This is a genomic window from Amycolatopsis sacchari (genome assembly GCF_900114035.1).
Taxonomy (GTDB): Bacteria; Actinomycetota; Actinomycetes; order Mycobacteriales; family Pseudonocardiaceae; genus Amycolatopsis_E; species Amycolatopsis_E sacchari.
The window spans coordinates 88808-113581 of sequence record NZ_FORP01000018.1 but is presented as its reverse complement, the minus strand read 5'-3'; the positions used below and the strand labels follow the sequence as shown (position 1 = coordinate 113581).

Annotated in this window: 20 protein-coding genes, 1 pseudogene and 1 riboswitch; of the genes and pseudogenes, 5 read left to right on the top strand and 16 right to left on the bottom strand. The window is 72.0% G+C overall.

Features of this window, described 5'->3' with window-relative positions; translation table 11 throughout:
* Positions 1 to 4 precede the first annotated feature (4 nt).
* Together BMZ92_RS26010 and BMZ92_RS26005 are read right to left on the bottom strand one after the other, a co-directional pair.
* Positions 5 to 385: a VOC family protein gene (locus BMZ92_RS26010; RefSeq protein ID WP_091512620.1), complete on the bottom strand. Its 381-nt coding sequence runs from the start codon at positions 383 to 385 to the stop codon at positions 5 to 7.
* 13 nt (positions 386 to 398) lie between these two features.
* On the bottom strand, positions 399 to 1262 hold the full coding sequence (locus BMZ92_RS26005; protein ID WP_091512617.1) for an EamA family transporter: 864 nt from the start codon (positions 1260 to 1262) through the stop codon (positions 399 to 401).
* Positions 1263 to 1488: 226 nt separating this feature from the next.
* Here BMZ92_RS26005 and rpsT point away from each other — a divergent pair, with 226 nt between their 5' ends.
* Entirely contained in the window at positions 1489 to 1749 is a 261-nt protein-coding gene (rpsT, locus tag BMZ92_RS26000) for a 30S ribosomal protein S20 (protein ID WP_091512615.1), read from the top strand.
* Between the two features lie 343 nt (positions 1750 to 2092).
* On the opposite strand, the gene holA is transcribed toward rpsT, so the two are convergent.
* A complete protein-coding gene (gene holA / locus BMZ92_RS25995; protein WP_091512606.1) occupies positions 2093 to 3073 on the bottom strand; it encodes a DNA polymerase III subunit delta in 981 nt (326 codons plus the stop codon).
* Positions 3074 to 3186: 113 nt separating this feature from the next.
* Positions 3187 to 3319: riboswitch (SAM riboswitch) on the top strand.
* A 13-nt stretch (positions 3320 to 3332) separates the two neighbouring features.
* Between holA and thrC the strand changes: the two genes are divergently transcribed.
* Positions 3333 to 4598, top strand: coding sequence for a threonine synthase (thrC, locus tag BMZ92_RS25990; RefSeq protein WP_091512605.1), 1266 nt, complete (start codon positions 3333 to 3335; stop codon positions 4596 to 4598).
* Positions 4599 to 4600: 2 nt separating this feature from the next.
* Here thrC and BMZ92_RS25985 read toward each other — a convergent pair whose 3' ends face one another.
* From BMZ92_RS25985 to nadD, 7 genes are all read right to left on the bottom strand, one after another.
* The gene (locus BMZ92_RS25985) at positions 4601 to 6967 is read right to left on the bottom strand and encodes a ComEC/Rec2 family competence protein (protein ID WP_091512602.1); all 2367 of its coding nucleotides are present in this window, start codon (positions 6965 to 6967) and stop codon (positions 4601 to 4603) included.
* Positions 6967 to 7707 carry a ComEA family DNA-binding protein gene (locus BMZ92_RS25980; protein WP_091512600.1) on the bottom strand — a complete coding sequence of 247 codons (741 nt, stop codon included), beginning with the start codon at positions 7705 to 7707 and terminating at the stop codon, positions 6967 to 6969. The genes BMZ92_RS25985 and BMZ92_RS25980 overlap by 1 nt, the downstream gene beginning before the upstream one ends.
* Before the next feature lie 204 nt (positions 7708 to 7911).
* On the bottom strand, positions 7912 to 8769 hold the full coding sequence (locus BMZ92_RS25975) for a DegV family protein (protein ID WP_091512598.1): 858 nt from the start codon (positions 8767 to 8769) through the stop codon (positions 7912 to 7914).
* A gap of 9 nt (positions 8770 to 8778) precedes the next feature.
* Complete coding sequence (gene octT / locus BMZ92_RS25970) at positions 8779 to 9501, bottom strand: diglucosylglycerate octanoyltransferase (RefSeq protein WP_091512595.1); 723 nt, start codon at positions 9499 to 9501, stop codon at positions 8779 to 8781.
* A 1-nt stretch (position 9502) separates the two neighbouring features.
* Entirely contained in the window at positions 9503 to 10114 is a 612-nt protein-coding gene (locus BMZ92_RS25965; protein ID WP_091512593.1) for a histidine phosphatase family protein, read from the bottom strand.
* A complete protein-coding gene (rsfS, locus tag BMZ92_RS25960; protein WP_091512591.1) occupies positions 10111 to 10491 on the bottom strand; it encodes a ribosome silencing factor in 381 nt (126 codons plus the stop codon). Before rsfS ends, BMZ92_RS25965 begins: the two co-directional genes overlap by 4 nt.
* A gap of 59 nt (positions 10492 to 10550) precedes the next feature.
* Positions 10551 to 11144: a nicotinate-nucleotide adenylyltransferase gene (nadD, locus tag BMZ92_RS25955; protein ID WP_091512587.1), complete on the bottom strand. Its 594-nt coding sequence runs from the start codon at positions 11142 to 11144 to the stop codon at positions 10551 to 10553.
* Positions 11145 to 11400: 256 nt separating this feature from the next.
* Here nadD and BMZ92_RS25950 point away from each other — a divergent pair, with 256 nt between their 5' ends.
* Both BMZ92_RS25950 and BMZ92_RS25945 read left to right on the top strand, forming a co-directional pair.
* Positions 11401 to 13506: a RecQ family ATP-dependent DNA helicase gene (locus BMZ92_RS25950; RefSeq protein WP_245783253.1), complete on the top strand. Its 2106-nt coding sequence runs from the start codon at positions 11401 to 11403 to the stop codon at positions 13504 to 13506.
* A 69-nt stretch (positions 13507 to 13575) separates the two neighbouring features.
* Complete coding sequence (locus BMZ92_RS25945) at positions 13576 to 14865, top strand: MFS transporter (protein ID WP_091512585.1); 1290 nt, start codon at positions 13576 to 13578, stop codon at positions 14863 to 14865.
* 249 nt (positions 14866 to 15114) lie between these two features.
* On the opposite strand, the gene proB is transcribed toward BMZ92_RS25945, so the two are convergent.
* The 5 genes and pseudogenes from proB to BMZ92_RS25920 all read right to left on the bottom strand — a co-directional run.
* Positions 15115 to 16224, bottom strand: coding sequence for a glutamate 5-kinase (proB, locus tag BMZ92_RS25940; RefSeq protein WP_091512583.1), 1110 nt, complete (start codon positions 16222 to 16224; stop codon positions 15115 to 15117).
* Complete coding sequence (gene obgE / locus BMZ92_RS25935) at positions 16221 to 17675, bottom strand: GTPase ObgE (RefSeq protein WP_091512580.1); 1455 nt, start codon at positions 17673 to 17675, stop codon at positions 16221 to 16223. Before obgE ends, proB begins: the two co-directional genes overlap by 4 nt.
* A gap of 111 nt (positions 17676 to 17786) precedes the next feature.
* The gene (gene rpmA, locus BMZ92_RS25930) at positions 17787 to 18044 is read right to left on the bottom strand and encodes a 50S ribosomal protein L27 (protein ID WP_091512577.1); all 258 of its coding nucleotides are present in this window, start codon (positions 18042 to 18044) and stop codon (positions 17787 to 17789) included.
* 15 nt (positions 18045 to 18059) lie between these two features.
* Positions 18060 to 18374 carry a 50S ribosomal protein L21 gene (gene rplU / locus BMZ92_RS25925; protein WP_091512575.1) on the bottom strand — a complete coding sequence of 105 codons (315 nt, stop codon included), beginning with the start codon at positions 18372 to 18374 and terminating at the stop codon, positions 18060 to 18062.
* A gap of 1057 nt (positions 18375 to 19431) precedes the next feature.
* Positions 19432 to 22125, bottom strand: a pseudogene (locus tag BMZ92_RS25920) (translation initiation factor IF-2 N-terminal domain-containing protein); the annotation flags it as partial.
* 482 nt (positions 22126 to 22607) lie between these two features.
* Between BMZ92_RS25920 and BMZ92_RS25915 the strand changes: the two are divergent.
* Complete coding sequence (locus BMZ92_RS25915; RefSeq protein WP_091512571.1) at positions 22608 to 23963, top strand: S8 family peptidase; 1356 nt, start codon at positions 22608 to 22610, stop codon at positions 23961 to 23963.
* Here BMZ92_RS25915 and BMZ92_RS25910 read toward each other — a convergent pair.
* A complete protein-coding gene (locus BMZ92_RS25910; protein ID WP_091512568.1) occupies positions 23952 to 24773 on the bottom strand; it encodes an ABC transporter permease in 822 nt (273 codons plus the stop codon). The two genes, BMZ92_RS25915 and BMZ92_RS25910, sit on opposite strands and share 12 nt — an antisense overlap.
* Position 24774 lies beyond the last annotated feature (1 nt).

Sequence of the window (24774 nt, the reverse complement as noted above, 5' to 3'; positions counted from 1 at the left end):
AAGCTCACTGCGCCCGCACGTCGGTCCGGATGGGGTGGTCGGCGGGGACCTCGACGAGCACGATGCGGATGCCGTCCGGGTCGGAGAGCCACGCCTCGCGCAGGCCCCACGGCTCCAGCCGGGGCTCCCGGTCGGGGGTCACGCCACGCGCGGCGAGTTCCGCGAGGGTGGCGTCGAGGTCGCGGACCTGCAGCCACAGCCCGGCCGGTCCGGCGGGGCCACCGTCGCCGTGCTCGGACACTTCGAGCAGCCCCTGGCCGAGGAAGAACACCGTGCCGCCGGGGAAGGTCCGGTAGATCGCCAAGCCCAGTGCGTCGCGGTAGAACGCGGTGGACTTCTCCGGGTCCGCGGGCCGCAGCAGGACGCGGCTGCTCAGCACCTCCATGCATAGCACTCCATCAGGAAGCGGCAATCGCCGCAATCCCGGCCAGTACGACGACCGAGCCCACGAGGCGGCGCCCGGGGTCGGCCTCGCCCAGCACGAGCCACCCGGCGAGCCCGCCCAGCACGATGCTGACCTCGCGGGCCGGCGCGACGAGGCTGACCGGCGCGAGCCGCATCGCGTAGAGGACGAGCAGGTACGCGACGGGTGACAGCACGCCGACGAGCAGCACTTCCCGGCGGTGCGCGCGCCACAGCCCACGCACGTCCCCGCGGGCGGCGAGCGGGGCGAGCAGTGCGCTCTGCAGGAGGGCGCCGGTGCTGAAGTAGACCAGTGGCGGGACGCCGAGCGCGTTGACGGAGTGGTCGTCCCAAAGCGTGTACGCGGCGATCGTGGCGCCGGTGAGCAGGCCGTAGAAGATCCCGGCACGCCGAGCCCGCGGGTCGAGGTGGGTCTCCCCGCGTCCGCTGCCGATGAGCAGCACCCCGGCGACGACGAGCAGTGCGCCGATCAGGCCCAGCACCCCGGGCCGTTCGCCGAGCAGGACGACGGCCGCGAACACGGACAGCAGCGGGCCGCTGCCGCGGGCGAGGGGGTAGACGACGGACAGGTCGCCGACGGCGTAGCCGCGTTGCAGGACGGTGCCGTAGGCGACGTGGAAGACCGCGGTGAGCACGGCGGCGAGCAGCCAGGTCCACTGGGGCCGCCCGGCCTCGACGACGAGCGCGACGACGGCGACCGGCACGCACACGACAGCGCTCACGGTGTAGTAGAGGAAGACGAAGGCGGCACCCCCGCCCGCGACGCGCTTGGCCGCGAGGTTCCACCCGGCGTGCACCACGGCGGCGACCAGGACGAGCGCGAGGGCAGTACCGTTCACCGAGCCTTCCCCCTTTCACAGGCCTCCCGAGTAGATCAGGCGGCCGGGCCGACCGCGGTGCGGGATCGGGCGCTGAGTGGCCCGGGGCACCACGTGGGCGTCCGCGGGCCGGCTGGTAGCCTTGACGACCGTTGCCGTGTGGCATTCCGCCAGGGAGGAAACCCGGTCCGCCGGGGCCACTGAGACGCGGCAGCGAGATCCGCCGAAAAGATCAAGGAGCGCCAGCGTGGCCAACATCAAGTCCCAGATCAAGCGTATCCAGACCAACGAGAAGGCGCGCCAGCGCAACCAGTCGATCAAGTCCTCGGTGAAGACCGCGATCCGCAAGTTCCGCGAGGCCGCCGAGGCCGGCGACAAGGAAAAGGCGATCGAGCTGCAGAAGGCCGCCGCGAAGAAGCTGGACAAGGCCGCCAGCAAGGGTGTCATCCACCCGAACCAGGCCGCGAACAAGAAGTCCGCGATCGCGAAGCGCGCCAACCAGCTCTGAGCTGCCTGCCGCTTTCTTTCCCGGAAGCCCGCCATGCGTCATGCGTGGCGGGCTTCCGCGTTTTCGGGGGCAGTGGCGACCGGGAGCGTGAACAGAGGCGGCTACGGTTTCGCGCGGGTCGCGGCCGTTCGCAGCGGCGCCCCGGCTCAGCTCACCTGGGGAGCATCAGCCAGGTCATGGCGTCGCCGCATGCCGCTGCCGTCGTGCTGCGGCCGCCATTCCTGCAAATCGCGGGCTTGACCTCACGTCGCGAGCGATCGTCACCATCGCGCAGGCCTCACCGCGACCTGTGGCGCCACGGCTGCGTCACCGCCCTCGCGAGCCGCCCCGTCTCCATGCCGCGTCAGCGCAGGTCGCGGGCTTCGACGAGGTCCAGGACCGCTCGTTCGAGCGCGTAGGACGGGTCGGCGGCGGCGCCCTTCACCTCGGCGTTGACGCGCGCGACGATCGCCATCGCCTTGTTCAGGCCCTCCGCGCCCCAGCCGCGCGCCTGACCTTGGGCTTTGCGAATCTTCCACGGCGGCATGCCCAGCGCACCGGCCATCTGGTTCGGGTTGCCGCGACCGGCAGCCGACACGCGCGCGATCGTACGCACGGCGTCGGCGAGGGCGTCGGCCACCAGCACGTGCGGAACACCGATCTGCATCGCCCAGCGCATCGACTCCAGCGCCGCCGCCCGATCCCCCGCGACGGCCTTCTCCGCGACCGCGAAGCCCGTGACGTCGGCGCGGCCCCGGTGGTAGCGGCGCACCGCGTCCTCGTCGACCTTGCCGCCCGAGTCCGCGACCAGCTGGGCCGCCGCAGAGGCGAGCTCCCGCAGGTCCGAACCCACCGCGTCGATCAGCGCGGCGACGGCGGTCGCGTCGATCCGGCCGCCCGCCTGCCGGATCTCGTTGCGGACGAACGCCTCCCGTTCGGCGGGCTTGGTGATCTTCGGGCACTCCGTGACCTGCGCCCCCGCCTTCCGGAGCGCCGCGGGCAGCGCCTTGGCGGCCTTGCTGCGGCCGCCACCGGTGTGCACGACGACGAGGACCACCCCGTCGGCAGGGGATTTCACGTACGACAGCACCGCGTCCGCCAGCTCCTGCGAGATGTCCTGCGCGGCGTCGAGCACGATCACCCTGCCCTCGCTGAACAGCGACGGGCTGACCAGCTCGGCCAGCGCGGGCGCGGTGAGGTCCGACACCTTGGTCCGCGTCATGTCGGTGGTCGGGTCGACCAGGCGGGCCGAGTCGAGCGCGGCCCTGATCGCGCGCTCGACGAGCAGTTCCTCTTCGCCGAGGACGAGGTGCAGCGGCGACGTGGTGGTGGCTGGCGAGGTCACCTCACGATCCTGCCACGGTGACGAAGCCCGCAGGGGCATGGCGTCGGCAGCCGACGGTGTCGTATGTTTGTAACGGCCGCGTTGCACGCGCCGCGGCCCTGACAACCGAATACCGCTCATCCAGAGGGGCAGAGGGAACGGCCCGATGAAGCCCCGGCAACCGGCGTCAGCCTGTCATCTCGATTCCGCGAGGTAGCTGACGACCACGGTGCCAATTCCGGCCCGCGTCAGCGGGACAGATGAGGAAAGGAACCTCGCGATGACCGCAGCCCTCAGCTCGACCTCCACCCAGCGCACCGTCGACCTCGGCCCCGCCGTGGAGCTGGTGTCGAAGGAGGAGGGCCACCGCCAGCCGCTCGCGCCCGAGTTCGTCTCCGCGGAGGACTTCTCGCCCCTCGAGGTCGCCTACGACTTCGGCCGGGTCCGCCGCGAGGACATCGAGTCCGGCCCCCGCAACATCTGGCGCTACAAGAAGCTGCTGCCGGTGCCCTCGAACGTCGAGGAGATCCCCAACACCGAGCCGGGCTGTACGCGGCTGGTGCGCGCCGACCGGCTCGCGAAGGCCTTGGGCCTCAAGCGGGTCTGGGTCAAGGACGACACCGGCAACCCCACCCACTCGTTCAAGGACCGCGTCGTCGCCGTCGCGCTGGCCGCGGCCCGCGAGTTCGGGTTCGACACCCTCGCCTGCCCGTCGACCGGCAACCTGGCCAACGCCGTCGCTGCGGCCGCAGCCCGCGCGGGCTGGCAGTCCGTCGTGCTGATCCCCTCCTCCCTCGAACGCGCCAAGATCCTCACCACCGCCGTCTACGACGGCAACCTCATCGCGGTCGACGGCAACTACGACGACGTCAACCGGCTCGCGACGCAGCTCGCCGCCGAGAACGAGACGTGGGCGTTCGTCAACGTCAACGTCCGGCCGTACTACTCGGAGGGTTCGAAGACGCTGGCCTTCGAGGTCGCCGAGCAGCTGGGCTGGCGGCTGCCGGAGCAGATCGTCGTGCCGATCGCCTCGGGCTCCCAGCTCACCAAGGTGGACAAGGGCTTCCGCGAGCTGGGGTCGCTCGGCCTGGTCGAGGAGACCCCGTACAAGGTCTTCGGCGCCCAGGCCACCGGCTGCTCCCCCGTTTCGACGGCGTTCCGCAACGGCCACGACGTGGTCCAGCCGGTGAAGCCGAACACCATTGCCCGCTCCCTCGCGATCGGCAACCCGGCGGACGGCCCCTACGTGCTCGACACCGTCAACCGCACCGGCGGCGCGATCGAGGACGTCTCCGACGAGGAGGTCGTCGAGGGCATCCGGCTGCTGGCCCGCACCGAAGGCATCTTCACCGAGACCGCGGGCGGGGTCACCGTCGCGACGACGAAGAAGCTCATCGAGACCGGCAAGCTCGACCCCGAGGCGGAGACCGTCCTGCTCATCACCGGTGACGGCCTGAAGACGCTCGACGCCGTCGAAGGCCGGATCGGTCCTAAGGCGACGGTCCCGCCGTCGGCCGACGCGGTCCGTGCCGCTCTGCAGAGCTGAGTTCACTTTCCCCTGCGCACCACCGCCAATCCTCCGTTGTCCGTCACCACGGCAGCGTCGCCGTCGGTGTCGGTGCGGGCGACCAGCGCACCACCCGCGACGAGTGAGTCCACTGTGGACCTGCTCGGGTGGCCGTAGCTGTTCCCCGCGCCGACACTGATGAGCGCAAGCCGCGGCGAGACGGCCGAGAGGAATGCCGGCAACGAGAACCTGCTGCCGTGGTGGGGCACCTTGAGCACGTCCGCGTGCAGGTCGGTGCCCGCGGCGAGCAGATCCCCCTGAGCCAGCAGCTCCACGTCGCCGGTCAGCAGGACGCGCCCGGCGGGCGTGACAGCCCGCAGCACGACCGAGGCGTTGTTGATGTTCGTGCCGTCCGCGTCATCTCCTTCCTGTTGCGGACCGGGGTAACGCGGTCCGATCACCTCCAAGGACAGTCCGGGCCAGTCGAGCCGACGGCCGAGTTCCAGTTCGAGCAGGGGCACCCCGTGGCGCCCGGCGATCTGCGCCACCTGGCGCCACGCCCACGCCGGCATCCGGCCCGGCCCCACCGCGACCGCCCCGACGGACCGGCCGTCGAAGACGGACTCCAGGCCGCTGATGTGGTCGGCGTGCAAGTGGCTGAGCACGACCAGCGGAACCCTGTCGACACCGAGCCTCGCCAGGCATTCGTCCACCGGCCCCGGTTCGGGCCCCGTGTCCACGACCACGGCGCGCCCGGGTTCGGCCGTCGACAGCACCTCGGCGTCCCCCTGCCCCACGTCACAGGCCACCATCGACCAGTTCCGTGGCGGCCACCCCGGCGCGATCACGCGGACCGGCACGACCACCAGCAGCACGCACACCAGGACGAGCGCGAGCCCCACTCGCAGCCGGGGCCGACGCAGCAGCACCACCAGCACTCCCACGGCAACCAGCGCGAGCACGCCACCCCACCAGCCGCCGGGCCACGGCAGCACCGCTCCCGGTACCCGCGAGGCGTGCCGTGCGACCGCCAGGAGCCAGTGGGCCTCCGGCCCCGCCGCGAGCGCCGGTAGCCGCGCCGCCGCCGGCCAGAACGTCGCCAGCACCGCCGTCACCACCCCCAGCACCGTCGCCGGAGCGACCACCGGTGCGGCGAGCACGTTCGCGGCGATCGAGACGACGCTCACCTGCCCCGCCATGCCCGCGAGCACAGGCGCGGTGACCAGGAACGCGGCGAGCGGAACGGCCAGGCCCTCCGCGATGCCCGGCGGCACCCCGCGCGTGCTCATGGCCTCGACCCAGCGCGGGGCGAGCAGCACCAGCCCAGCCGTGGCGAGCACCGACAGCGCGAAACCGAAGTTCACGGCCATCGCTGGGTCGTAGACCACCAGGACGCTCACCGCGATGGCCAGCGCGGGCAGCACCGACCTGCGGCGTCCGAGTGCCAGCGCGAGCAGCGCGACCGCGCCCATGACACCGGCCCGCAGGACGCTCGGCTCGCCGCCCGTGAGGACCACGAAACCGACGAGCGCGGAACCCGCCACCACCGCCGACAGCCGTGGACCGACCCGCAGTGCTCGCAGGAGCAGCAACACGGCCCCGGCCACCACCGCCAGGTTGCTCCCGCTGACCGCCGTCAAGTGGGACAGCCCGGCGTCGGTGAACTCCCGCTGCACCTGGGGTGAGATCCCGCTGGTGTCTCCGACCACAAGGCCCGGCAGAAGACCCGCGGCGTCCTCGGAGAGGACGGAACAGGCTCCCCGCAGGGCTGCCCGCGTGGCTTCGGCGGCCCGCTGCCACCACGAAACCGGCCCCAGATCGGTCGGCGGACCGCGAACGTAGACGGCGGCAACCGTGAGATCGGCGTCCCGGGGCGGTGCGAGCCTGCCACCCGCCGTGACTTCCTGGCCCGGCAACAGCCCGGCCCAGCCCTGGACGGGCGCCAGCAGCACCACCCGGCCGGTCGTCTCGACGGCAGCACCGGACGCTTTCGCCCAACGCACGGTGGCCGGGATGACGACGAGCCGGGCCCCTGCCTGCTGCCCCGCATAGCCCGCCGACTGAACGGGCTTTGGCCGCTCCTCAGCGACCATGTGCAGCACTGCCGGGGCCGCCCGGTCGGCCAGAGCACGCAGCGGGTCGTGCTGGGCGTCGTGCAGCCGCACGGCCAGCGGACCGGCCAGGAGGACCGCTGCCAGCAGCAGTGCGGCGATGCCGGAGAACCACTGTGGCCGGCTGCGCCGCCAACGCCACAGCAGAGCGCCGGCGACTCCAGCGGCCGCCAGACCTCCGACCAGCGCAGCCCACCAGGTCCAGAGCAGCCCGGCGAGCACACCGAGCCAGAGGACCACCGCGGGAGGCACGAGGCGGTAGTCATGCCTTTCGGACGTGGTGACCTCGGTGAGCATCACACCGTCACCTGGTCCCGGAGCTTGGCGAACTTCGCCGTGCCGATCCCGTCGACTTCCTGCAGCTGGTTGATGGACCCGAAGGCGCCGTGCTGGGTCCGCCACTCGATGATCCGTTTGGCGGTCACCGCACCGACTCCCGGCAGGGAGTCGAGCTGCTCCGCCGACGCCGTATTCAGGTTGATCTTGGCTGGCGCGGACGCGGGATCGGCCGGCACGGCCGCGGGCGGCGCGGCGATGCCCACGTACAGCTGCTCGCCGTCGGCGAGCTTGCGGGCGAGGTTCAGCGCCGTGATGTCCGTGCCGTCGAGAGCACCACCCGCAGCGCTCAGCGCGTCGGCGACCCTGGCACCGCTCGGCACGGTCACGAGCCCGGGCGAGCGCACCTTGCCGACCACGCTGATCACGAGCGCGGCGTCCGCGGCCTTCGACGGCGACCCAGCGGGCACGGGCGGGCTGTCGTGCGCGGCCGGCAGCAGCGGTGGCCGTTCCGGCGACGGACCGCCTCCGAGCACCATGATGGATCCGCCCACGAGGAGCAGCACTCCGGTGAGCACGGCGAGGATCGCGGTGAGTCGGCGGCGAGCCGGACTTCGCGTGAGCCCGGGAGGCACCCACCGTTCGACGAGCCTGCCCACCAGGGGCGGTTCACGCTCCGCTCTCAGCGCCTGGTCGGCGAGCTGGCGGAGCCGGTTGCGGGCGGCGGAGGCCGGTTGCCGGGGTAGAGGTTGTTCGAACACGCTTTCGACGCTAGGAGGAATGGTGCGGGGTGGGAAAGTGGGAAATGAGGTGGCTGTGGACAAGTGGGGGTATGTGGACAACTGCCGATCATGGACGCAGGGGAATTGCGCCGAACCCCCGATGAGGGGAAACCGGGCAGGAAAAGGACCGGATTGTGGCGCGGAAACAGCCTCGGATCCGCCCGTGGAGTGAAAGCGGGAAGGTCAGCGGTACCCGATCGGATTCCGCTGCACCACGACGCCGATCACGCCGGGCCCGGTGTGGGCACCGATCACCGCGCCCAGTTCGGACACCAGACAGCCCTCCGGCACCGTCAGCCGCTCCTCCAGGAGGTTCGCCAGCTCGGCTGCCCGTTCCGCCGACGCGAGGTGGTGCACCGCCACCTCGACCGGCTCGCCCGCCGCCGTCTCGGCCGCCAGATCCACCAACCGTCCCACGGCGCGGTGCATCGTCCGCACCTTTTCGAGCGGCTTGATGCGCCCGTCGTCGATGTGCAGCACCGGTTTCACGGCCAGCGCCGTCCCCAGTAGCGCGGCCGCGGCCCCGATCCGGCCACCCCGGCGCAGGTACTCCAGGGTCTCCACGGCGAACAACGTCTTCGACGCCCGCACAGCCGCTACGGCCGCTTTTTCGACTTCCTCCGGAGACGCCCCCTTCGCCGCCGCCTGCGCCGCGTGCAGAGCGGCGAACCCCAGCCCCATCGCCGTCCCCCGCGAATCGACCACCCGCACCACGTCAGGGCCGACCTCCTGAGCGGCCAGCACCGCCGACTCCCAGGTGCCGGAGATCTCGCTCGACAGGTGCAGCGAGACGACCGCGTCCGCGCCCTCGTCCAGCGCCGCGCGGAACGCCGCCGCGAACTCCCCCGGGGTGGGCCGCGACGTGGTCACGATCCGCCGCTGCCCCAGCGCCTCCGCGAGTGCCGCGGGCCCGACGTCGACGCCGTCCAGCGCCGACTCGCCGTCGACGAGGACGTGCAGCGGCACCACCCGGATGGCGAACCGCTCGGCGAACCCTTCGGGCAGGTGGGCGGTGGAGTCGGTGATGACGGCGACCGGCACGCCGCCAGCCTACGGGGCTTCCGGGGCCAGCAACGGTCCGATGAGCGCGGCCATGGCCTTGCCGACCGAGGCGTGGCCCTCCCAGCCCCAGTGCATGCCGTCCGGGTTGCCCCGCCCGCTGAGCACGTGCTCACCGACCACGGCGGGCAGGTCGAGCAGCGGAACCCCCACCCGCTGCCCCCACTCGCGCATCGCCGCCTCAGCGGGCCCGCGCGCCGTGTGCACCCCGCCGTAGGAATCCGCCCTGTGCACGCTGGGCAGTACGCCGACGATGGGCAGTGTCGGCCGGAGGATGCGCAGGGCTCCGACGGCCGTGTCGAGGTAGTGGATGGTGAGCCGCGTGGGCAGCACCGTCGGCCGCCCTCGCAGCGCCACCGCGAGCCGCGGCTGAGCAGCGAGGTAGGCCTTACGGGCGACGCGGCGCAACCCGTCCGGACGGAGGTAGCGCAGCCCCGTGCGCAGGTAGGTGGGCAACGGCGAGGGCAGCGTGTCCATGCTGCCGACGGCGAGCACCACGACGTCGACCTTGTGCAGGTCGGCCCACACGCGGGGGTCGCCGATGAGGGACCACCAGAGGTCGCGCGCGTTCCAGCCGGCGCCGGCCACCAGGTCCGCGCTCCCGCCCAGTGCCGCGGCGGTCACGTTCGGCCACAGCCGCGGTTCGTCCGCGGCGCAGGGCCCTTCGGGGCCGTGGAAGCTCAGCGAGTCGCCGAAGACCAGGAGGCGGGGCACGTCAGCCGTACATGCCGGCGTTGTAGGCGTTGAGCCGCCAGACGCCGTCCCGGCGGCTCAGCTCCACCCAGTGGCAGTTGTGGATGCCCCCGAGCTGCGGCCACGCCTCCACGGGCAGCGCCAGCAACCCGGCGGTCAGCGCCGTGATGAGGCCGCCGTGCGCGGCGAGCAGCACGGTCTCCAGCGGTTCGTCACCGGACAGCAGGTCGTTCACGACCTCCGCAGCGCGGGCCGCCACCTCGACACGCGACTCGCCACCCGGAGGCGCCCAGGTCGCGTCCACCCGCCAGCGCGCCCGGTCACCCGGGTAGTCGACGTCGACCTCGGCCCCGGTCCTGCCCTGCCACTCGCCGAGGTGGGTCTCCCGCAGCCGCTTGTCGATCCGCAGCGGCACCCCGATCGCCTCCGTCAGCACGGTGGCGGTGTCGGTGGCGCGGCGCAGGTCGGAGGCGATCACCAGGTCCGGTTCGAAGCGGGCCAGCGCCGGCACGGCGAACCGCGCCTGGTTCCAGCCCACCTCGGTCAGGGCCGAGTCGAGGTGGCCCTGCATGCGGCCGGCCGCGTTGTAATCGGTCTCCCCGTGCCGCCAGAGCACGAGGCGCCGCAAGCTCACTCGGCGCCCTCGCCGCCGGTCAACCCGGCGACCTCGATCCGCGGGCAGTCCTTCCACAGCCGTTCCAGGCCGTAGAAGGCGCGCTCCTCGTCGTGCTGGACGTGCACCACGAGGTCCACGTAGTCGAGCAGCACCCACCGGCCCTCACGGGCGCCTTCGCGGCGCACCGGCTTGTGACCGGCCAGCCGCAGCTTCTCCTCGACGCTGTCGACGATCGCGCCGACCTGGCGCTCGTTCGGCGCGGACGCGATCACGAACACGTCGGTGATCACGAGCTGGTCGGAGACGTCCAGCACCACGACGTCGGTGGCCTTCTTGTCGGCCGCCGCGTGCGCGGCCACGGTCGCCATCTCCCGTGCTTGGGACGTCGCTGCCACTCCTGCTCCCTCTTGACTGGGCATCTGTCGGCTCATCGAGGGTACCTGGGAGGCCCGGCTCACTCCTGCTTGCGGTACAGCCGTCTCTTGTCGATGTAGCGCACCACACCGTCCGACACGAGGTACCAGATCGGCTCACCCCGCTCCACGCGTTCCCGGCACCCCGTGGACGAAATCGCCATCGCGGTGACCTCGACAAGCGTGACCTTGCCGCTGGGCAGGTGGTGGTCGTTGAGCCGGTAGCCGGGCCTGGTGACACCGATGAAGTGCGCGTAGTCGAACAGCTCGTCCGCGTTGTGCCAGGTCAGGATCTGTTCGAGGGCGTCGGCGCCGGTGATGAAGAACAGCTCGTCGTCGGGGTACTCGCTGTGCAGGTCGCGCAGCGTGTCCACGGTGTAGGTCTCACCGCCGCGGTCGATGTCCACGCGGCTGACGGAGAACTTCGGGTTCGACGCCGTGGCGATGACCGTCATCAGGTACCGGTCCTCGGCCTTCGTGACGGTGCGGCCGGTCTTCTGCCACGGCTGCCCCGTCGGTACGAAGATCACTTCGTCGAGATCGAACCGGGACTGGACCTCGCTGGCCGCGACGAGGTGACCGTGGTGGATGGGATCGAAGGTGCCGCCCATGACCCCGAGACGCCGTGCTGACATAACCGCAGCGTATAGATCTTCGGTCCGCGCGTGGGCCGGAGCCGGAGCGCGGCCCACGCGCGGTGCCGCCGCCGGCGGTCCGAGGGGAACCTCCGGAGGCGCCCGGCCCCTCCCCTGAGCCGGAACAGCGGTGGAACGGCCGGGGAACCCGCTCATGACACCTTCCGGGTGGTGTTCCTGCTCACAAACGCATGAGTGGTCCACTCGCACGGTTTGGATTCGGTCTTCGTCGTCCGCATCCGGTAGAGGTGGACCCGTGCAGATCCAGGAATTGCGAGAACGAGCCGACACACTGCTGCGGGCGCTGGCCGGTGACGGTGCCACGCTGCGCGACGACCAGTGGACGGCGATCAGAGCACTGGTCGCCGAGCACCGGCGCGCGCTCGTCGTGCAGCGCACCGGCTGGGGCAAGTCGGCCGTGTACTTCCTGGCCACGGCGCTGCTGCGACAACAGGGAGCAGGGCCGACGGTCATCATCTCGCCGCTGCTCGCCCTGATGCGCAACCAGATCGCGGCGGCCTCCCGCGCGGGTATCGCGGCGGCCACGGTGAACTCGGCGAACCCCCACGAGTGGGACGAGGTGCAGGCCAGGATCGCGGCCGGGGAGGTCGACGTCCTGCTCGTCAGCCCGGAACGGCTCAACAACCCCGATTTCCGGGACGCGGTCCTGCCGAAGCTGACGTCCTCGGCCGGGCTGCTCGTGGTCGACGAGGCGCACTGCATCTCCGACTGGGGGCACGACTTCCGGCCGGACTACCGGCGGCTGCGGACGTTGCTGGCGGAGCTGCCCGCCGGAGTGCCCGTGCTCGCGACCACGGCGACGGCCAACGACAGGGTGGTCACCGACGTGACGGAGCAGCTGGGGCTGGGCACCAGTTCGGACACGCTGGTGCTGCGTGGTCCGCTCGACAGGGAGAGCCTGCACCTGTCTGTCGTGGAACTGCCGACGGCGGAGGCACGGATCGCGTGGCTCGCCGAACAGCTGGCGGAGCTGCCGGGGTCGGGGATCATCTACACCCTGACGGTCGCCGCGGCGGACGACGTGGCGAGGCTGCTGCGTGAGCACGGGTACGAGGTGGCGTCGTACACCGGCAAGACGGATCCCGCGGAGCGGGAGGCAGCGGAGGACGACCTGCTGGGCAACCGGGTCAAGGCACTGGTGGCGACCTCGGCGCTCGGCATGGGGTTCGACAAACCGGACCTCGGGTTCGTCGTGCACCTGGGCGCTCCCTCGTCCCCGATCGCCTACTACCAGCAGGTCGGCCGCGCGGGCCGTGGCGTGCGCAAGGCGGAGGCGATCCTGCTGCCCGGCGCGGAGGACCGGGAGATCTGGAACTACTTCAGCTCACTGGCGTTTCCCGATGAGCGGCGGGTCACGCAGGTGCTCGACGCGCTGGCGGAAGCCGACCGTCCACTGTCGACAGCGGCACTGGAGCCGAAGGTGGAGCTGTCCCGGTCGCGGCTGGAGATGGTGCTCAAGGTGCTCGATGTCGACGGCGCCGTGCGGCGGGTGCGCGGTGGCTGGGAGTCGACCGGGCAGCGCTGGGAGTACGAAGCCGAACGCTACCGCCGCGTGAGCGAGGCACGCGGCGCGGAGCAGCGAGCCATGCTGGAGTACCAGGCGACCGACGGGTGCCGGATGGAGTTCCTGTTACGCCAGTTGGACGATCCGTACGCCCAACCCTGCGGGCGCTGTGACAACTGCACGGGAAACCGGCGGGAAGCAAGGGTTTCCGCCAACGTCGTCGAAACAACGGGGAGCCTGCTGCGGCAGCCGGGTGTCGAGCTGAGCCCGCGGCGGCAGTGGCCCACCGGGATGCGCACTCTCGACGTGCCCTTGTCCGGCCGGATCCCGGAGGAGGAGCAGGCCAAGCCGGGCCGGACGCTCGGACGGCTCACCGATGTGGGCTGGGGCAACCGGTTGCGGGAACTGGTCGGACCTACGGCCCCGGACACCGAGGTACCGGCAGCGGTGTTCCAGGCCTGTGTGTCGGTACTCGCCGCATGGGACTGGGCACAGCGGCCCGTTGCGGTGGTAGCCATGGCCTCCGCCACCAGGCCAACCCTCACGCAGAGCCTCGCGGCGCGGTTCGCCGAGGTGGGCAGGTTACGGCTCCTCGGCACGCTCGAGGCGCACGGGCCGGCACCCCGGCGGGCGAACAGTGCGCAACGGGTGGCGGACCTGTGGCAACGCCTTGTCCTGCCGGAGGACCTGGCCGCAGAACTGTCCACTGTAGAGGGGCCTGTCCTGCTCGTGGACGATCTGGTGGACACGGGGTGGACGATGACGATGGCAGCGCGCCTGCTGCGGAAGGGAGGTGCGCCCGCGGTCCTGCCGTTCGCGCTCGCAGCGGTGAACTAGGACGGAGTCTTCCGAAACAGCCGACGGTGTGGCAATCTCCATCAATCGGGCGATGCGGTGGAGGCACTGATGGCCGAGTCGAAGATCGAGTCCGAGGTCCGGCACCGGTTGCCGCTCCGCAAGCTGTTCGCGGCCAGCGTCGGCAACGCCCTCGAGTGGTTCGACTGGACCATCTACGCGACCTTCAGCATCTACTTCGCCACGGCGTTTTTCCCATCCGGCAACGAGACACTGGCACAGATCAACACCTTCGCCACCTACGCGCTGGCGTTCTTCTTCCGGCCGCTGGGCGGGTTCCTGCTCGGCAGGTTCGCCGACGTGCGGGGGCGGAAGCCGGCCATGATCCTGACCATCAGCCTGATGGCGGGCGGCTCGGTGGTCATCGGCATCCTGCCGACGTTCTCCCTCGTCGGCTGGCTGGCCCCGGTCCTGCTCCTGCTGGCCCGGATCGCGCAGGGGCTGTCGCTGGGCGGTGAGGTGTCGAACGCGTCGGCGTACCTGGGCGAAATCGCGCCCACGCGGTGGCGTGGCCGCTACTCGTCGTTCTTCTACATCTCGACGGGATCGGCTGTGTTGCTCGCTTCGGTGCTCGGTTTCGTGCTGGCGCGGACGATGGACAAAGCCGACCTGTACTCGTTCGGCTGGCGCATCCCGTTCCTGCTGGGCGGGGTACTGGGCGCCATCGGCCTGTGGCTGCGCCGCAGTCTGGTGGAGACCACGCAGTTCGAGGAGAACAAGGCGACCGCGCGTCGCGTGGAACGGCCGCTGCTGGCGACGTTGCGGCAGCACCCGAAGGCCGTCGGGCAACTCATCGGGATCACGATGCTGTCGACGCTGTGCTACTACACGTTCTTCAGCGCCTTGACACCGTTCGCCGTGAAGACCCGGCACGCGAGCGACGTCGACGTGTTCCTGGCGTTGTCGGTGGGCACCGCGTTGTTCGTCATGCTGCAGTACCCCTACGGGATGCTCTCCGACCGGATCGGGCGCAAGCCGCAACTCTACGTCTGGTCCGGCCTGACCGCCGTCCTGATCGTGCCACTGTCCGCTTTGGTGCGGCCAGGGCTCGGAGGGCTGCTCGTGGTGTTCTGCGTGGGGCTCGGGCTGTACGCGGCGTTGTCCTCGCTCGCACCGGCGATCATGAGCGAGCTGTTCCCGACGGCGCTGCGGGGTCTGGGGATCGGTGCCTGGTACAACCTCACGGTCGCGGTGTTCGGCGGCACCGCGCCGCTGGTGATCAGCGCCCTTTCCGCGGCGAACCTGTCGACGGTGTTCTTCTGGTACGTGGCCGTGGCCGCCGTGATCACGTTCCTCGTGCTCCTGACGCTGCCGGAGACGCGGGGTAGCGAGCTGCGCTAACGGCTTGGCGGCCCCCACGCCGGGCTCGGCCTCAGCAGCGCAGCCGCGGGCGGTGCCCCCGTGCCGCCCCACAGCGAGCGTCTGCCCCACAGCGAGCGTCTGCCCCACTGCCCGCACCCCCGCCAGCTCGCGGCGGGAGGCGGCCTCAGCAAGGCAGCGACGGCGGCGCCCGGAGCAGCACCACCACCACGGGCAACCTCAGCACGCCACCACCACGGTCGGCCCGAGCGGCCCACCGACGACGCGGCCTCAGCGGCGCAGCGGCACGAGATCGTCCGCGTGGACGACCTCTCGGCGTTGTTCCGCGGGCAGTTCGTGGCTGGAGCGGCCGATGAGCTCGGGCAGTTCGGTGGCGTCGAATGCCACCACACCCCGGGCGACTACGCGCTGCGCCGGATCGACCAGCTCAACGACGTCGCCGGCCTGGAAATCTCCGCTGACGCCTGTGATGCCCGCTGCCAACAACGACCGGCGGCGGCGGACGACCGCGGCGACCGCACCGTCGTCGAGCTGGAGCCGTCCCGTTGGGCCTGCCGCGTAGCCGAGCCAGAACCGGCGCGCGGACAGGCGCGAATCGGCCGCCGCGAAGGCTGTGCCGACCTCTGCCGTGCTCAGCGCCCGTGACGCCTCGCTCGCCGCGGCAAGCAGAACCGGGATCCCCGCCGCCGCGGCTGTCCTCGCCGCGGCCAGTTTGGAGACCATGCCACCCGTGCCCAATCCAGAACTGGACATGCCCACCGTGATGCCCTCGACGTCCGAGTCATCCGCGACCTCGGCGATCTTGCGCGTCGCACCGTCGCGCGGGTCGCCGTCGTACAGACCGTCCACATCGGACAGCAGGACCAGCGCGTCGGCACCGATGAGGTGTGCCACCAGCGCCGCGAGCCGGTCGTTGTCGCCGAAGCGGATCTCCTCCGTGGCGACGGTGTCGTTCTCGTTCACCACCGGCACCGCGCCCAGCGCGAGCAACCGCGAAAACGTGCGCTGCGCGTTGCGGTAGTGCGACCGTCGCACCACGTCATCGGACGTGAGCAGCACCTGGCCGACCGTGAGCGCATACCGGCCGAACGACTCCGCGTACGCGTGCGCCAGCTGCAACTGCCCCACGCTCGCCGCGGCCTGCTGCGTCGCCAGGTCCTTCGGGCGCTTGCCCAGCGCCAGCGGCGCGAGACCGGCACCGATGGCGCCCGACGACACCAGGACGAGCTGACTGCCCTGCGCGATCCGGGCCGCCAGAGCGTCCACCAGCGCGTTCAGCCTCTCGACGTCCAGACCGCTCCCAGCCGTGGTCAGCGCCGAAGAACCGACCTTCACGACCAGCCGTTCCGCGCCCGCCACAGCCTTCCGGGTGACGCTCACTCTTCGTCCAGCTCGTCGTCGTCCTCGGGCACGCCCTCACGCCGGATACGACGCGCTTCCTTGCGCTGCGCCGCCGTGACCCGGCTGCGGTCCTCGAGCCGCACGTCAGTGCCGCGCCCGGCCAGGTGCGTGACCACACCCGGCGTCGACGGCTGCCAGTCGAACGTGACGCCACCGATGGTGACCGGGCACCCCGGCCGCGCACCCTGGCGCGCCAGCTCGTCCTCGACACCCAGGCGGTTGAGGCGGTCGGCGAGGTAGCCGACGGCCTCGTCGTTGCTGAAGTTGGTCTGCCGGATCCAGCGCTCGGGACGCGCACCCCGCACGATGAAGCCGCCCGACTCCTCCGGGTCCGGCTCCACGGTGAAACCGGCGTCGTCGATCGCCTGCGGGCGCAGCACGATCCGCTCCGCCTCCGGGCTCGGCTGCTCCGCCCGGTACTGCTCGACGATGCCGCCGAGCGCGTACGTCAGCTCACGCAGGCCCTGCCGCGTCGCTGTGGACACCTCGAACACCGGCATCCCACGCGCCTCCAGCTCCGGGCGCACCATCTCCGCCAGCTCCGCCGCCTCGGGCACGTCGATCTTGTTCAGCACCACCACACGCGGCCGGTCGGCCAGCTCGCCCCCGAGCCCCGGCGTGTACCGGGCGAGCTCCTCCTCCAGTGCGTCCACATCGGACAGCGGGTCGCGGCCCGGGTCGTACGTCGCGCAGTCGACGACGTGCACCAGCACCGCACACCGCTCGATGTGCCGCAGGAAGTCCAGACCGAGGCCCTTGCCCTCGCTGGCGCCCGGGATCAGCCCCGGCACGTCGGCCATCGTGAACACCGTCTCGCCCGCCGTCACGACGCCGAGGTTCGGCACCAGCGTGGTGAACGGGTAGTCCGCGATCTTCGGCTTCGCGGCCGACAGCACCGAGATCAGCGACGACTTGCCCGCCGACGGAAACCCGACCAGCCCGACGTCCGCGACCGAGCGCAGCTCCAGGACGAGCGTGCGCGCCTCCCCCGGCTCGCCGAGCAACGCGAAACCGGGCGCCTTGCGGGCCTTCGACGCGAGCGCCGCGTTACCGAGGCCACCGCGACCGCCCTGAGCGGCGACGAAAGTGGTGCCGGGCGTGGTGAGGTCCGCGAGCACCTCGCCGTCCTCGGTCAGCACGACCGTGCCCGCCGGGACCTTCAGCTCCAGCGTCTCCCCGGCCGCACCGGCGCGGTGGCTGCCCTGCCCCTGCCTGCCGTTGCCTGCGGTGGCGTGCGGGCGGAAGTGGAAGTCGAGCAGCGTGTGCACGTTCTGGTCGACGACCAGCAGGACGTCGCCACCGTGACCACCGTTGCCCCCGTCGGGGCCGCCGAGCGGCTTGAACTTCTCGCGGTGCACCGAGGCGCAGCCGTTCCCGCCGTCGCCGGCGGCCACCTGGATCACCGCACGGTCAACGAACCGGGACGCCATGTCTTGCCTTTCCGTCTATTCAGGACCACTTCAGACAAAAACGAGGGGCGGACCCGAATTTGTTCCGGGCCCGCCCCTCGTCAGAAGAGCTACAGCGTGTCTCGGCGGGCCTCAGGCCTCGACCGGGACGATGTTGACCGTCTTGCGGCCACGCTTCGCACCGAACTCGACCGCACCGGCGGCCAGCGCGAACAGCGTGTCGTCACCGCCGCGGCCGACGTTCACGCCGGGGTGGAACTTGGTGCCCCGCTGCCGGACGAGGATCTCGCCCGCCTTGACGACCTGGCCGCCGTAGCGCTTGACGCCGAGGTACTGCGGGTTGGAGTCACGCCCGTTGCGGGAGCTGGAAGCACCCTTCTTGTGTGCCATGCTTACTCAGCTCCTTTACTTGCTGATTCCGGTGACCTCGACGCGGGTCAGCTTCTGCCGGTGACCCTGGCGCTTGTGGTAGCCGGTCTTGTTCTTGAACTTGTGGATCCGGATCTTCGGACCCTTGGTCTGCTCGACGACCTTGCCGGTGACCGAGACCTTCGCCAACGCGTCGGCGTCCGTGGTGACCTCGCCGCCATCGACATACAGCACGGCGGGGAAAGTGTGCTCGGTGCCCGGCTCGCCCTCGAGCTTTTCGACCTCGACGACGTCGCCGACGGCCACCTTGTACTGCTTGCCGCCGGTCTTGACGATCGCGTACGCCGACACGGAAGTCTCCTGCTTACTCGACAATGGGTGAGGGCTTGCGACACGGCCCGCTCGGGCGGCCCGGTGATCGCGCCATGGCCCGCACGCTGGCGGGCCGTCCTATAGGTTACGTGGCCCCCCGGTGCTGGTGAACACCGGGGGGCGTCTTACCCGGTCAGCTCTGGTCCGAGGCGTGCACCGGCGGGCCGGCCGGGCGCGAGGCCGCACGGCGCGGACGCCTGCGGGCGGTGCGCACGGCCGGGGTCGGCACGTCGACCTCGGGCTGCTCGGTGGCGCCGGTGGGCTCCTGCGCCGCGGGCTGCTCGGTGGCGTGCTGGCCCGGCTCCTGCGCAGCCCTGGCCGACTCCTGCGCGGGCTGGCCCGGCTCCTGCGCGGCCTGGGCCGCGGGAGCGGGCCGCTCGGCGCCGTTCGACTCTGCGGCGGGGCGCTGCGGCTCGCCGGAGGCCTGCTCGCCCGATGCCGGGGCGGGGTGGCCCTCGCCCGGCGCCGAGGTGGCGGGCTGCTGCGGCTCGCTGGCGGCCGAGGCAGCGGGCTCCTGGCCCTCGCCCGACGGGCTGGGCCGGCCCTCGTTCGACGAGGCGGTGCCAGGCTGGTGCCCGGTCGGCTCGGCGGTCGTGGGCTGGGCCTCGCCCGGCTCGGTGGCGGCCTGCTGGGCCTCGTCCGGCTCCTGCCCGGTGGGGCGGGTGCTGGACTCGGTGGCGGGCTCGCTGACCGGCGGAGTCGGCTCGGTGGGGGCCGAGGACTCAGCAGCGGGCTGGGCGCCCGGCTCCGCGGTGGCAGCGGGCTGGCCGGCCGGCGAAACCGACTCGGCTGCCCCGGTGCGCGGCTCGGCGGACTGGGGAACTTCGGCACCTGGTTCAGCGGCTGCGGCGCCCGCGGCCGCCGACCCGACGGCCGCAGCACCCGACTCAGCGGCCTGAGCACCCTGCCCGGCATCGGCACCGGACTCGGCAGCCTGGCTGCCCTGCCCAGCGGCCTCGGCGCCCGCCTCCGCCCCAGCAGCCGACCCAGCGGCCGCGGCCTCGGCACCCGAACCGCCCGAACCGCCAGAACCGCTCGAAGCGTCCGAAGCGCTCGTAGCGGCCTGGGCGTTCCGCTCCGCGGCGCGGGCCCTGCGGTGGGCGCGTCGGGTGGTGGGACGGTCGGCCGCGCTGGTTTCCGCCTCCGGCACCGTGTCCGTCTGCTCGTGGACCGGCTCGCCCGGCGCTTCGTGGCGGCCGTTCAGCGCGGCGGTCACCACCTGCTCCGCGGTCTCCTCGGCCGCCTGCTCGGCCTCGTCCTCCGGCTTGCCCGACGACGCGAGCTTCGCGGCGTGGGCCATCGCCTGCACGGCCGACACCACGGACTCCCGCTGCACGTTCTTGCCGCCGGCCTCGGCCTGCTGCGGCTCCTCCGCGCCCTTGCCGCGCCCCCGCGCACGGCGCGAACCGCCGCCCCCGTGCTGGTTGCCGTTGCCGTTCGAACCGCCGCCGTTCCCGGCGCGCTGCGGCTCCGTCGAGATCACCACGCCGCGGCCCTTGCAGTGCTCGCACGTGGTGGAGAACGCCTCCAGCAGCCCGGTGCCGACCTTCTTCCTGGTCATCTGCACCAGACCCAGCGACGTCACCTCCGCCACCTGGTGCCGGGTGCGGTCACGGCCGAGGCACTCGGTCAGCCGCCGCAGCACCAGCTCGCGGTTGGACTCCAGCACCATGTCGATGAAGTCGATCACGATGATGCCGCCGATGTCGCGCAGCCGCAGCTGGCGGACGATCTCCTCGGCGGACTCCAGGTTGTTCCTGGTCACCGTCTCCTCGAGGTTGCCACCCGACCCGGTGAACTTGCCCGTGTTGACGTCGATCACGGTCATCGCCTCGGTGCGGTCGATGACCAGGTACCCGCCCGAGGGCAGCCACACCTTGCGGTCCAGCGCCTTCGTGATCTGCTCGTCGATGCGGTAGTCGGTGAACACGTCGCCCGTGCCCACGTACCGCTTGAGCCGCCCGGCGAGGTCCGGCGCCACGTGGTTGACGTAGGCGTTGATCGTCTCCCAGGCCGTGTCGCCCTGGACCTCCAGCTTCGCGAAGTCCTCGGTGAACAGGTCGCGGACGACCTTGACCAGCAGGTCCGGCTCCTCGTAGAGCATCGTCGGCGCGGCGGACTTCTTGCCGCCGCCCGCCGCGTCCGCCTTCTCCTTGATGACCTCCCACTGGGCCTTCAGGCGGCGGACGTCGCGCTCCAGCTCCTCCTCGCTGATGCCCTCCGAGGCGGTGCGGATGATCACGCCCGCGTCCTCGGGGACGATGCGCTTGAGGATGTCCTTCAGGCGGCGGCGCTCGTTCTCCGGCAGCTTCCGCGAAATACCGGTGGCACCACCGGAGGGCACGTACACCAGGAACCGGCCGGGCAGCGAGATCTGCGTGGTGAGCCGGGCGCCCTTGTGGCCGACCGGGTCCTTCGTGACCTGCACCAGCACGTTGTCACCGGTGGACAGCGCCTGCTCGATCTTGCGGGACTTGCCCTCCAGGCCGGCGGCGTCCCAGTCAACCTCACCTGCGTAGAGCACCGCGTTGCGGCCGCGGCCGATGTCGACGAACGCCGCCTCCATCGACGGCAGCACGTTCTGCACGCGGCCCAGGTAGACGTTGCCCACGATCGAGCCGCTGCCGTGCGACGTCACGAAGTGCTCGACCAGCACACCGTCCTCGAGGACGCCGATCTGCGTGTGGTCGCCGCGCTCTGCCACGACCATCGTGCGCTCGACGGCCTCGCGGCGCGCCAGGAACTCGGCCTCGGACAGGATCGGCGCGCGGCGGCGGCCCGCCTCGCGGCCGTCCCGGCGGCGCTGGCGCTTGGCCTCCAGCCGCGTCGAACCACGGACGCTGCGGACGCCGTCGCCCTTGTCCTTGGGCTCCTTGGCGCTCTTGTCCGCCTCGGGCTTGCTGTCGCGGACGTGGACGACCGTGTTCGGCGGGTCGTCGCTCGTGGCCTCGGCACCGTCGTCGTCGGAGGCCTTCCGGCGACGACGGCGACGACGGCGACGGCTCGTGCCGGTCTCCGCCTCGTCGGCGTCGTCGTCCTCGCTCTCGGCTTCGGCCTCGGGCTTCGCCTCGTCCTCGGCCCGGGCCTCCTCGGCCTGCTCCGGCTGCTCGGCCGACTCGTCCTCGCCGCCGGCGCTGTCCTCGCCGCCCTTGCCCCGGCCGCGACCACGGCGGCCGCGACGCCGACGGCGACGGGCGCTCCGGTCCTCACCGTCGTCGTCCTTGTCACGCTCGTCGCGCTCGGGAGCCTCCGCCTGCTCGTCCTCGGCGGGCTCCTCCTCCTGCGGCTTCGGCTCCGGCCGCGCCACGGGCGGCTCCGGCGGCAGGAACACCGGCGACGGCGCCGCGAACACCGGCACGTGGGCCAGCGGGCGCACCGGCTCGGGCTCGGCCTCCTCGGCCGCCTCCACCTCGGGCGGGGCGGTCAGCTCGGTGGTGTCGGACTCGGCCGCCTCGGGCTGCGGGGCCTCCGGCGCTTCCGGGACGACCTCCTCGGCCGGGGCGGCGAACGCCTCGGCCACCCGGATGGCGACGTCCTTCGGCACGCTCGACTGCGCGCTGCGGACGGTCTCGCCCAGTTCGGTCAGTTTCGCCAGCACGTCCCTGCTGTTCGACCCGAGCAGCTTGGCCAGTGCGTGCACCCGGACCCTGGCGGGCAGCTCGCCCAGCGGGCCGGTGGGTGTGGCGGTGTCCCCGCCGGTGTTCTCGGCGGGTGTTTCCGCGTTCGTCATCTGTCTCCTCCGCCCCCGGGCGCGTCTGCCAGCGCTCACGCTGGAAGGACGCGGCCGCGCAGGGGCCCCTTCCTGTCCTGTTCCGCCGCGGTGGTCACCGCCGACGGGAATCCTGTGCCTCTCAAGCTCCGACCGCACCGGAGGTCCGGCAGCCGCCGGAGGCAGCTCTGCTCGATCACGTACCGGCCGGGCCGGCGGCTTCCCGCTCCGCCTTCCACGTTCGTCGAGCCACCTGATCAGGTGGCGACGACCGGCGCTCTTCCCGCACGTCACCGGGCCATCGGCGCCGGTTCGCACCGCGGTTGACGGGCGTCCCGGCTCGGCGGCCACCCCGAGTATCCCACACCGGACCGCCGGAGCCGCGCGCTTCCCTGTCGCGGGCGCCGTGCCCGCCCGGCCGGGCGAACTTGCCCGTTCCGCTTGTCCGCCCGTCCGGCGGTGGCCTAGCGTCGCCTGGTACCGCAGGTCCGGTGGAGGTTCGGTTGTCCGGGTTGGGACGGTCCCTTGTGCTCGGCGCGTCCGCCGCGCTGCTGGTCGCGGCCACCGCCCCGGCGGCCGTCGCGGACCAGCGCGACCCCGGCTGCGGCGACGACGGGCGCAGCGTGCGCTACCTGGTCGTCTTCGACCAGGGTACGGCGGAGGACGTCGCCGCGGGGCAGGTCGCGGCGGCGTGTGGCGCCACCTCGGTCTACTACCCCGAGATCGGCGTGGGCGTGGTGCGCTCGGCCGATCCGGGGTTCGCGGCGAAGTTCGGGCCGGACCGGGCCTTCAGCGCACAGCAGGTGCGGCGGGGCGGGGCCGCGGTGCGCGCGGAACTCCCGGACGCCGCGGGCGTGTCGGGCGAGGACCGCACCGGTGAGCAGTGGAACCTCGCCGCCATCGACGCCGGACCGCGTGCGGGCAGCCCGGACGTCGTGGTCGGCGTGCTCGACTCCGGGATCGACCCGAGCCAGCCGGATCTCGCGAAAGCCGTCGACGCGGACGACTCGGCAGGCTGCCTCACCGGCGTGCCCGACCGCTCACCCGCGGCGTGGCAGCCGACGACCTCGGCGCACGGCACGCACGTGGCCGGGATCATCGCCGCCGCGGACGACGGGAAGGGCATCACCGGCGTGGCGCCGGGGGTGCGGGTGGCGTCGGTGAAGGTGCTCAACGACCGCGGCTACGTCGATCCCGAGGCCGCGGTGTGCGGGCTGATGTGGGCGGCGGAACGGCACCTGCGGGTGGTCAACGCGAGCTTCGCGGTCGATCCGTGGGGCGTGTCGTGCTCGCAGCGGCGCGGGTTCGCGGTGGTGCGCGAGGCGATCGCGCGTGCCGTGCGGTACTCGACGGCGCAGGGCACGCTCACCGTGACCGCCGCGACGAACGAAGCCGCCGACCTCACCCCCGTGCGGCCGGACGCCGCGCCCTCGGGCTGCGAGGAACTGCCCGCCGGGCTGCGGGACGCCGTGACGGTGTCCGCCGTGGGGCGTGACGAGGTGAAGGCGGGATACAGCTCGTACGGGCTCGGCGTCGTGGACCTCGCCGCGCCGGGCGGCACTCACGGCGACTGCGTGCTGTCGACCGTGCCGGGTGGCTACGCGCCGATGTGCGGGACGTCGATGGCCGCGCCGCACGTCGCCGGGGTGGCCGCGCTCGTCGCGTCGGCACACCCCGGGTTCGGCCCGCGCCAGCTCAGCGCCGCCCTGTACCGGGGCGCGCGGCCGCTCGCCTGCCCCGACGACTACGACCTCACCGGCGACGGGCACCAGGACGCGTTCTGCACCGGGTACACCGGCTACAACGGCTTCTACGGCCACGGCATGGTGGACGCGGCCGGGGCGCTGTCAGCTCAGTAGCAGCCGGCTGAGCCGCCTCGACACGCCCCACAGGCCGAGCGCCGCCAGCGCGAGCAGGTACGCCAGGTGCCCCAGCATCGCGACGTCGAACACGCCCACCGACAGCTTCCGCATCAGCTCGATCCCGTGGTACAGCGGGAAGCACTGGACCACGACCCGCAGCGCCGCCGGGTACACCGTCAGCGGGTAGAAGGTGGTGGAGAACAGGAACATCGGCATCACGGCGAGCTGGATGTAGTCGAACTGCGAGGGCGAGCGCAGGAAGGTCGCGCACGTCATGCCGACCGCCGCGAACGCGAACGCGATCAGCAGCGCGACCGGGACCAGCAGCACGGCCCACGCCGACGTCACCAGGCCCATGCCGAGCATCACCGCGAAGAACGCGACGGCGTAGAGGCCGCCCCGCAGCACGCACCAGGAGATCTCGCCGAGCGCGACGTCCAGCGGCCCGATCGGGGTGGCCAGCATCGCGTCGTACGTCTTCGCGTAGCGGAACTTGAAGAACACGTTGTACGTGCTGTCGAGCACCGCGCCGTTCATCGCCGAGGACGCGAGCAGCGCGGGCGCCACGAACGCCACGTAGCTCATCGGCTGGCCGCCCGGGCCGACGACGTCGTCGACCAGCCTGCCGAAGCCGACCTGGAACGCCAGCAGGTAGAACAGCGGCTCGAACACGCCGGAGACGAAGACGAGCCACATCCGCGAGTACGCGAGCATCGAGCGTTCGACTACCTTGCTCGCGCGGCCCGCGTACAGGCTGGGCGGCAGGACCCGCAGCAGGACGCCGGGCCGGGGTTCCAGCACGGTCACG